The 9272-nt window shown below is 71.3% G+C and carries 8 protein-coding genes; 5 read left to right on the top strand and 3 right to left on the bottom strand.

What is annotated here, in order from left to right:
- Positions 1–534 precede the first annotated feature (534 nt).
- The 3 genes from A7A76_RS17335 (at position 535) to A7A76_RS17325 (ending at position 3175) form a co-directional block, all read left to right on the top strand.
- The gene (locus A7A76_RS17335; RefSeq protein ID WP_206412376.1) at positions 535–1449 is read left to right on the top strand and encodes a cation diffusion facilitator family transporter; all 915 of its coding nucleotides are present in this window, start codon (positions 535–537) and stop codon (positions 1447–1449) included.
- Positions 1450–1546: 97 nt separating this feature from the next.
- Entirely contained in the window at positions 1547–2566 is a 1020-nt protein-coding gene (locus A7A76_RS17330) for a YwqG family protein (protein WP_206412375.1), read from the top strand.
- A 117-nt stretch (positions 2567–2683) separates the two neighbouring features.
- Positions 2684–3175 (top strand): GNAT family N-acetyltransferase, encoded by a 492-nt coding sequence (locus tag A7A76_RS17325; protein ID WP_206412374.1) that lies wholly within the window; start codon positions 2684–2686, stop codon positions 3173–3175.
- A 58-nt stretch (positions 3176–3233) separates the two neighbouring features.
- Here the strand turns inward: A7A76_RS17325 and A7A76_RS17320 are convergent, their stop codons facing one another.
- Positions 3234–4094, bottom strand: coding sequence for a 23S rRNA (adenine(2030)-N(6))-methyltransferase RlmJ (locus A7A76_RS17320; protein ID WP_206412373.1), 861 nt, complete (start codon positions 4092–4094; stop codon positions 3234–3236).
- Between the two features lie 170 nt (positions 4095–4264).
- Here A7A76_RS17320 and creB point away from each other — a divergent pair, with 170 nt between their 5' ends.
- Both creB and creC read left to right on the top strand, forming a co-directional pair.
- On the top strand, positions 4265–4951 hold the full coding sequence (gene creB, locus A7A76_RS17315; protein WP_277425854.1) for a two-component system response regulator CreB: 687 nt from the start codon (positions 4265–4267) through the stop codon (positions 4949–4951).
- Positions 4952–4976: 25 nt separating this feature from the next.
- Positions 4977–6419 (top strand): two-component system sensor histidine kinase CreC, encoded by a 1443-nt coding sequence (creC, locus tag A7A76_RS17310; RefSeq protein ID WP_206412372.1) that lies wholly within the window; start codon positions 4977–4979, stop codon positions 6417–6419.
- An 85-nt stretch (positions 6420–6504) separates the two neighbouring features.
- Here creC and A7A76_RS17305 read toward each other — a convergent pair whose 3' ends face one another.
- Both A7A76_RS17305 and A7A76_RS17300 read right to left on the bottom strand, forming a co-directional pair.
- Positions 6505–8535: a DUF4034 domain-containing protein gene (locus A7A76_RS17305; protein ID WP_206412371.1), complete on the bottom strand. Its 2031-nt coding sequence runs from the start codon at positions 8533–8535 to the stop codon at positions 6505–6507.
- A 58-nt stretch (positions 8536–8593) separates the two neighbouring features.
- On the bottom strand, positions 8594–9272 hold a 679-nt coding region (locus A7A76_RS17300), incomplete at its 5' end, for a DUF1266 domain-containing protein (RefSeq protein ID WP_206412370.1).

Raw genomic sequence — 9272 nt, 5'->3', positions numbered from 1 at the left:
CGACCGCCGCGAAACCCCTCTGCCGCCATGCCCGCGAAGGCGGGCATCCAGGGCTCCATCGCGGCATGACTCTGAAGTCTCTGGATCCCCGCGTTCGCGGGGGTGACGGCTTGGAGAGGCGCGGTGAATCCGACTTGCCGCGAAACCCGGCCGCCGCGAAACCCCTCATGCCGTCATGCCCGCGAAGGCGGGCATCCAGGGCTCCATCGCGGCATGACTCTGAAGTCTCTGGATCTCCGCCTTCGCGGGGATGACGGCTTGGAGAGGCGCGGTGAATCCGACTTGCCGCGTAATCCGACCGCCGCGAAACCCCTCTGCCGTCATGCCCGCGAAGGCGGGCATCCAGGGCTCCATCGCGGCATGGCTCTGAAGTCTCTGGATCCCCGCCTTCGCGGGGATGACGGGTGGAGAGCGACGCGGCGACACCTGCCTGCCGCCATTCCCGCGTCCCCAACCCAGCCAAGCGCAAGCCACTCAACCGCCAGCATCGGCAATGCTAGACTCCGGCGCTTCGACCCAGGGAGCAGTTCAGTCATGGCAGGTGGTGGTGATTCGACCCGCGCGATCTTCTTTGCGCTCGGCGCCAATTTCGCGATCGCGGTGGCCAAGGGCGTGGCCGCATTCTTTACCGGCTCCAGCGCGATGTTGGCCGAAACCGTCCACTCGCTGGCCGACTGCGGCAATCAGGGCCTGCTGATCCTCGGCCTCAAGCAAGCCAAGCGCCCGCCCTCGCCGGACTATCCGCTGGGCTACGGCAAGGCGATCTATTTCTGGTCGTTCCTGGTCGCGGTGATGCTGTTCACCGTCGGCGGCATGTTCTCGCTGTACGAAGGCATCCACAAACTGCAGCACCCCGAGCCGCTGAAGCAGTGGTGGTGGGCGGCCGGCGTGCTGGCGTTCGGCATCGTCGCCGAGGGCATCTCGATGCGCGCCTGCCTGCAGGAAGTGGCCAAGGCGCGCGGCCAACGCAGCCTGTGGCAGTGGTTCCGCGAAAGCCGCCAGGCCGAACTGGTGGTGATCTTCGGCGAAGACCTGGCCGCGCTGCTGGGCCTGGTGCTGGCGCTGATCGCGGTGATGCTGACCGTGGTCACCGGCAACCCGATCTGGGACGCCATCGGCACGGTCTGCATCGGCGCGCTGCTGATCATCGTGGCGGTGTTCGTCGCCATCGAGGTCAAGGCGATGCTGATCGGCCAGAGTGTGGACCCGCTGCGCCAGCAGCAGATCCGCGAGTTCCTCGACGCGCGTCCGGAAGTGGCCCGGGTCATCAGCCTGATCACCCTGCAGCTGGGCAACGAGGTGATGGTCTCGGTGCAGGCGCAGATGCGCGAGGAGCACAGCGTGTCCGGCCTGACCGAGCAGATCAATACGGTCGAGCGGGCGATGAAGCAGGCGTTCCCGGAAGTGCGCTGGAGCTTCTTCGAACCGGACTACAAGCCGGCGGCGTGAGCCGCGGCGGCGTGCGAAAGCCCGGCCTCGCGCCGGGCTTTTCGTTTGCGCGCCGGGTGCGGCGATAATCCGGGTCCGGCCGAACGGAAGCGATGCGATGAATACGGGCAAGGCGGTGTTGTTGTCGACCGCGATCGTCGCGGCGCTGCTGGGGGCAGCGGGTGGCGCGGTCTATCTGATCCAGCGCAAGATGACGCAGGAACATCGGTATGTTCGCTTCCAGCCCGCGCTGCCGGTGGAGCGGCCAAAAAACGCGGAGGAGGCAAAAGCCGCGCCCGGCTGCGCTTCCCACGACGAACATCGCCGCGCCAAGGCCGTGCTGGCCCCGGCCGCGCTGGCGCTGGAACGCAGCCAGCGCCCGGTGCTGCGCATCGCGCTGGAGCCGATGGCCCAGGACGAGACGCGCGCCAGCAAGGTCGGCGGCCGCGCCTATTGGGCGGCCGGGCGCGAGTATCCGCGCGGTCCGCAGGGCCGCCCGCTGAGCCTGCTGGCGCAGATCGACCTGGCCGCGGCGCCGAAGATGCCGGGCTATCCCGAGCGCGGCCTGCTGCAGTTCTTCATCGACAGCGACGACTACTACGGCGCCGCCCTGGACGGCGCCGACCGCGGCGACCGCATGCGCGCGCTGGCGCAGCAGAAGGGCTTTCGCGTGGTGTATTGGGCCGACGCATCGGCGCCCGAGATCGCGCCGCCCGCGGGCGCGGCCGGCGATCGATTGCCGTTCGATCCGGCCAAGCCGCGGCGAATGAAGTTTTCCGCCGATTACGAAAGCCTCGGCAACAGCGACGTCGGCGTGGACGAGGCCTTGGGCAGCGATCCGCAGGAACTGGCCGCGCAGTATCTGCGCCAGCATCCGCAGACCGAAGAAAACGCGGAAAAACTCGCCGACGAAGTCGCCGATTACCTCGACCGCAGCGGCCACAAGCTCGGCGGCCATCCGCAATTCACCCAGAGCGACCCGCGCCAGGCCGGCGACCGGCGCGTGCTGTTGTTCCAGCTCGACAGCGACGACGAGATGATGTGGGGCGATTCGGGCATCGCCAATTTCTTCATCGACCCCGACGATCTGGCGCGCGCGGATTTCAGCCGCGTGTCCTACCATTGGGACTGTTACTGAGTCCGCGCCGGTCGAGCGCGGTTGTTTCGAACACGGTTTTCGCCCGGCGCCGCTTTCGCCCGGCTTGTTCGTCGTCGGGCCCGCGCGCGCGGGCCGGTTTCCTGGAGATCGCCACCGATGCGTCTGCGCCCCTACACGCCGGCCGACCGCGAGGCCTGCCTGGCCTTGTTCGCCAGCAACGTGCCCGACTACTTCGCGCAGGTCGAGCGCGAGGATTTCATCGACACGCTCGACAACATCGACGACTACTTCGTGCTGGAACTCGACGGCGAGGGCGTGGTCGCCTGCGGCGGCTACGCGACCGCGCGCCCGGATCCCGACGGCGGCGCGCAGTCCAACGCCGACCTGGCGGTGCTGTGCTGGGGCATGGTGCGCCGCGACCTGCATCGGCGCGGCCTGGGCGAGCGGCTGCTCAGCGAACGGCTGCGCCGGATCGATGCCGATCCGGCCTACACCGCGGTGGTGATCGAGACCTCGACCTTCAGCCGCGATTTCTACGCCCGCCACGGTTTCGTAACCACGCGCGAGCAAGCCGACGGATTCGCCCCCGGCTACGACCTGGTGGCGATGCGCCGGCCGGTGCCGTGGCCGCCGCGCCGCGCGGATTGAGCGCGCGCTGCCGCGCACGGGCGCGCGGGATGCGCGGCGCGACGGCGCCCGCGGCCGCTCACTCGGCCTGCTTCAACCACTGCACGGCCCCGGCTGCGTCCGCGCTTTCGCCCAGCGTGCGCGCCAGCGCCGGCAGCAGCGCCTGCATCTGCTGGTCGAAGTGCCACGGCGCGTTGAGCACCAGCAGGCCGCTGCCGTTCATGCGCAGCGGCGAATCGTCGGCGCGCACCAGCAGTTCGGCGGTGAGCACCGACTTGGCCGGCAGGGTCGCGGCGCGGCGGTAGAACGGCTGCAGCGCGCGCCGGCGCTTGATCGGGTACCACAGCGCGTAGGTGCCCTGTGGCCAGCGCCCGAGCGCCTCGCGCAGCGCGCTCAGGGCGGTGTCGAACTCGGCCAGCTGGGCCTCGAACGGCGGGTCGATCAGGACCAGGCCGCGGTTGTAGCGGGTCGCGCCGATGCGCGGCGGCAGCAGCGCCTTCATCGCCGCATAGCCGTCGCGCTGGTGCGTGGCGACGCGCTCGTCGCGGGCGAACACATGCTTGAGCTGAGCCGCTTCCTCCGGCTGCAGTTCGCAGGCGGCGATGCGGTCGTCGCCGCGCAGCGCATGCGCCAGCAGCCACGGCGAGCCCGGATAGGCCGCCGCGCCGTGCTCCTGGCGGCAGGCGCGCACCGCCGCCAGGTAGCGGCCGATCAGCGGCTGCTTGGGCGCCTCGGCCAGCAGCCGGCCGATGCCGCCCTCGGCTTCGCCGGTGCGCTGCGCCGAGTTGCCGTCCAGCGCGTACAGCCCGCGCCCGGCATGGGTGTCCAGGGCGAACAGCGGCGCCGGCTTGGCGGTCAGCGCGTCGCACAGCGCGAGCAGGGCGATGTGCTTGAGCACGTCGGCGTGGTTGCCGGCGTGGAAGGCGTGGCGGTAGTTCATGACGGAGCCGGGAAAGAGGGGGAAAGAGGGGGCGGTGGGCCCGACCCGGGATGGGGCATTATGCCGCCTGTATGCTCCGCGGTCGGCCCGAGGGCGCTCGGGCATCGGACCCGGCGTCCCGGCCATCGCCTTCCTTTTCCTCGATTTCCCTTATTTCCCCGCTGCAAATCATGCGAATCCTCCTGGTAGAAGACGAATCCGCCATCGCCGACACCGTGCTCTACGCGCTGCGCGCGGAAGGGTTCGAGGCGGTGCACTGCCTGACCGGCGGCGAGGCGCTGCGCGAGGCCGGGCGCATGTCGTTCGACCTGGCGGTGCTGGACGTGGGCCTGCCCGACATCGGCGGGTTCGCGCTGTGCCGCGAACTGCGCCGCGAGCGCGACCTGCCGGTGATCTTCCTGACCGCGCAGAACGCCGAGGCCGACCGCATCCTGGGCCTGGAGATCGGCGCCGACGACTACGTCACCAAGCCGTTCTCGCCGCGCGAGCTGGCCACCCGGGTGCGCGTGGTGCTGCGCCGCGCCGGCGGCAACGGCAACGGCGGCACCGCCGCGGCGGCGGAGCCGGAACCCGGGTTCGCGCACGATCCCGAAGGCAAGCGCATCCGCTACCGCGGCCAGGCCCTGGACCTGACCCGCTACGAATACGGCCTGCTGGCCGCGCTGCTGCAGCGCCCGGGCGCGGTGCTGTCGCGGGCGCAGCTGATGGACCGGGTCTGGGGCGACGCGCTCGACAGCGGCGACCGCACCGTCGACACCCACATCAAGACCCTGCGCGCCAAGCTGCGCGAAGTCGACGCCGAGGCCGATCCGATCCGCACCCATCGCGGCCTGGGCTACTCGCTGGACAACGGCTGAGCGTGCGGAGCGAAGGCGGGCGCGGATGAAAATCGGACTGCGGATCTTCCTCGGCTATTTCCTGATCGTGGCGCTGGCCGCGACCTTGCTGGCGCGGGTGTTCGTGGCCGAGGTCAAGCCGGGCGTGCGCCAGGCGATGGAAGACACTCTGGTCGACACCGCCAACGTGCTGGCCGAACTGGCCGCCGACGACTTCCTGGCCGGGCGCATCGACCAGGGCGATTTCGCCAAGCGCGTGCGCGCGCTGGCCGCGCGCGACGTCGGTGCGGCGATCTGGGGCTTCCGCAAGCGCTCGTCCAGCTATCGCGTCTACGTTACCGACGCCAGCGGCAAGGTGGTGTTCGACAGTTCCGGGCGCGACGTGGGCAAGGACTACTCGCGCTGGAACGACGTCTACCTGACCTTGCGCGGCAGCTACGGCGCGCGCTCGAGCCCCGGCGAAAGCGGCGACCCCGACGACACGGTGATGCACGTGGCCGCGCCGATCCGCGACGATGCCGGCCGGATCGTCGGCGCGCTCAGCGTGGCCAAGCCCAACAGCGCGATCGCGCCGTTCATCGCCCGCAGCCAGCGCGTGGTGGCGCGCTGGGGCTTCGTGCTGATGGGCGCGGCGCTGCTGGTCGGGGTCGGCGTGTCGTGGTGGCTGTCGCGCCAGATCGGCCTGCTGCGCCGCTACGCCAACGCGGTCACCGCCGGCGCGCGCGCGACCGCGCCGGACGCGGCCGGCGAGTTCGGCGAACTCGGCCGCGCGCTGGAGACGATGCGCTCGCGCCTGGAGGGCAAGCAGTACGTCGAGCAATACGTGCACACCCTCACGCACGAAATGAAGAGCCCGCTGGCGGCGATCCGCGGCAGCGCCGAGCTGCTGGAATCGCCGCCCGGCGACGCCGGCATGAGCGACGCCGACCGCGCCCGCTTCGCCGGCAGCATCCGCGCCCAGGCCGAACGCCTGGCGCAGATGATCGACAAGCTGCTGGCGCTGGCCGCGGTGGAGCACCGCCAGAGCCTGGACAAGCCCGAACCCGCGGCGCTCGCCGCGATCGCCCAGGAAGCGGCCGAGCACTGCGCCCAGCGCCTGCGCGACAGCGGCGCCAGGTTGTTGCTGGACCTGGAACCGAACCTGCCGCCGGTGCAGGGCGATGCCTTCCTGCTGCGCCAGGCGCTGGTCAACCTGATCGACAACGCCGCCGATTTTTCGCCCGAGGGCGGCGAGATCGTGCTGCGCCTGCGTCGCGACGGCGACCGCCAGCGCATCGAGATCGGCGACCGCGGCCCCGGCGTGCCCGACTACGCGCTCGCCCGGGTGTTCGAGCGCTTCTACTCGCTGCCGCGCCCGGCCGGCGGCAGCCGCAGCAGCGGCCTGGGGCTGTGCTTCGTCGCCGAAGTGGCGGCGCTGCACGGCGGCGAGGCCGCGCTGGCCAATCGCGACGGCGGCGGCGCGCAGGCGAGCTTGAGCGTGCCGGGCTGACGCGTCCGGGTTGAAGCGGGTCGGATCGGTGCGTTGGAGCGAACCGGCGAGCGGCGCGCGCGGGACGCGCCGCCCGCGATGGCGCTCACAGCCCCGCGTCGTCCTGGCCCGGGAAACCGCGGCGCTTGGCCTTGCCCTGCGCCGAGGCGAACTTCATCCGGCCGAAGAAGCTATCGACCTCGACGTAGGCGCGCAGCTTCTCGACATAGTGGCTGTCGGGCTCGAGATGGCGCGCGGCTTCGATCCAGTACACCGCTTCCTCGAAATCGAACGCGGGCAGGTCCTTGTCGCCGTACCACCAGCCCAGCGAGATCATCGAGTTGAAGCGGCCCTCGCGGGCGAAGGCCAGCACCTGCGGCAGCGCGCGCCGGCGCGCGCCCGGCGGCGCCCAGTCGCTGAACAACACCGTGCCGTACAGATCCTTGACCCGTTCCAGCTGCTCCAGGTTGAACTCGCTCGGATCCTGCGCGATCACCTGCCCGGTGCGCGCCAGCGCGCGGTCGAGGTAGTCCAGCGCTTCGGCCGCGACCGTTTCGGCCTGCGCGCCGGTGGTCTCGCCGTCGCGCACCGGGATCAGTGCGAGCGAGGCGACGTTGTACATCGCCACCTCGTGGCGGTTGTCGGCGGCCTGGCGGTAGTACGCCAGCCCGCGCTGCGCGTCGGCGCGTTCGTCGTTGAAATAGCTGCCGCAATTGAATTGCGCCGAAGCGTCGCCGAGCGCGGCGGCCTGGATCCACATCGGCAGCAGCGCGTCCGTGCCCAGCGTTTCGCCGAGCGGGCCCAGCGCGTTGAACGGCGAATCGGGCACGGTGGCGAGGTCGGCGGTCGCCGCCGCGGCGCGCTCGAACCAGCCGGCGGCGACCTGCGGGTCGCGCTGGATCCCGGCCCAGCCGTTGAGGCTCAACACGCCGTACAGCGCCGCGCCGTGCGCGCTGACCAAGCGGTTCACCTCGGCAATCTTTCCCAGCCACGGCCCGCGCTCGGCGCTGGCGCACCAGGTCGACACCGCGCGCACCAGCTCCCATTGCTGGTAATGGTTGTGCGGGGCGCTGTGGGCGTAATGGGCGCAGGCCGCGTCGATCCGCCCGTTGAGCGCTTCCAGATAGGCCAGGTACTTGTGCACGCGGCCGCGCAGGTTGTCCGCCAGCGGCCGTTCCAGCAACTGCTGGCCCAGGCGCAGGTGATGGCGCAACACGCGCGGGTCTTCCAGCATGTCGCTGTCGTCGACTTCCAGCTCGTCGAACCAGGCGAAGAAGCGCAGCACGTTGCGCTCGTGTTCGTCGAAGCGCGCGCACAGCGGCGAGTCGGCGAAGGCGAGCATTTCCTCCCAGCTGCCGCCCCAGCGCGGCATCCGCAGCGACACATAGGCCGCGGCCGCGTCCAGCGCATGCGGGTCCAGGGCGAAGGCCACGCGCAGCCAGTACTCCAGCGCCGTCGTCTCTTGCTCGGGCTGCCCGCGCCGCCACGCCAGCGGCTCGGTGGTCAGCGGCGCGGGCAGGCGTTGCGGCAGCGCGCGCAGATAGTCCGGCAACTCGGCGGCCGCGCCGGACGGCGCCAGCATCGCCTCGATCTCGGCCGATTCGCCGTGCATCGGCAGCGCCTGCGGCCGCTCGTCCGCGAGCAGCCAGCGCCGCCACCACGTGGGTTCGCCGAACGCGGCCTGGGCGTAGAGCACGCTGGTGATCGCCGGCCATTCGCCGTGGCCGCCGTCGAGCATCCGCACCACCGCGCACAGCATCGCGTCGTAGGCGCTGCGTGCGCAGGCGCGCATGGCCGGGGTCACCCGATCGGCGGTGGCGGTGGTGCGGTACTCGCCGAACCACGCCGCCCAATAGGCGACTTCGAGCAGGGCCGGAAACCGGCTGTCGGGGCGCTGCGCCCGCCATTGCCGCAGTTGCGCCAGCGCGAGCGGCCCGTGTTCGAGCGCGTGGGCGAAGAAGTCGCCGTAGACCTCGACATAGTCCAGCGTCGGCTGGCGTTCGCTGCGTTCCTCGCGCACCGCCTGCAACGCGCTCTCGAGCTCGTCCCAGCGCTGCTGCGGCAGCCAGGCCGCGTAATCGACGCGGCCCTCCGCGGCGATGGCCTCGGCGACGCTGACGGCTTTGAGTGGGGACATGGACGATCCTTGTGCGTAGGGGAGTGGGGGAAGCGACTGCCGGCGGCAGGCGCGCGCGTTACATCGCGGCGACGGCGGACCCCGGCCCGTCCGCGACCGCCACGCTCAGGTCGAAGCCGGACCAGCCCAGCCGCCGCCAGGGGCTATCGTACCGGTCGAGGAAATCGGCGATCGCCACTTCGGTGGCGCGGGCCTGGCGCGCCTCGCGGCCGTTCCAGCGCAGCCAGGTCGCGTGGCCGCGCGCGGCCGCGGCGCCGAACTCGGGCCAGGAATCGAAGCAGTCCTGCACGCGCTGGGCGTTGAGCAGCGCCAGCGTCCAGCCCTGCGCATCGTCGATCCGCTGCCAGGCCGCGAGCAGCCGCAGCAGATAGCTCTGGCGCATCGCGTGCCAGGCCAGCAGGTCGCGCGCGGGGTCCGCATCGGCGTCGGCCGGGGCGGCGAGCAATTGCGGATGGGCGAGATACGGGATACGGAAGAAGCCGGCGCAAAAGCGCGCTGCGATGTCTTCGCCGTCGCGTCCGCCGGACAGTTCGGCTTCGACCTGCTCGCGCAGCCGTTCGGGCACGCCCGCCGGCGCGGCCAGCCGGGTGCGCGCGATCGCGCCGTCCAGGCCGATGCGGAACAGCAGCGGCTCGGCCACGGCCAAGGCCCATTGCCGGTGCGTGCGCGCCGGGCGATCCGCTTCGGACGGACCTGCGCGCAGCCAGCGGCGCAGCCAGCCGCCGCTGCGCGCGCCT

Source organism: Lysobacter enzymogenes (assembly GCF_017168095.1).
GTDB classification, from domain to species: Bacteria; Pseudomonadota; Gammaproteobacteria; order Xanthomonadales; family Xanthomonadaceae; genus Lysobacter; species Lysobacter enzymogenes_D.
The sequence above is the reverse complement of the archived record's forward strand: the minus strand, read 5'-3'. Positions and strand labels throughout refer to the sequence as shown.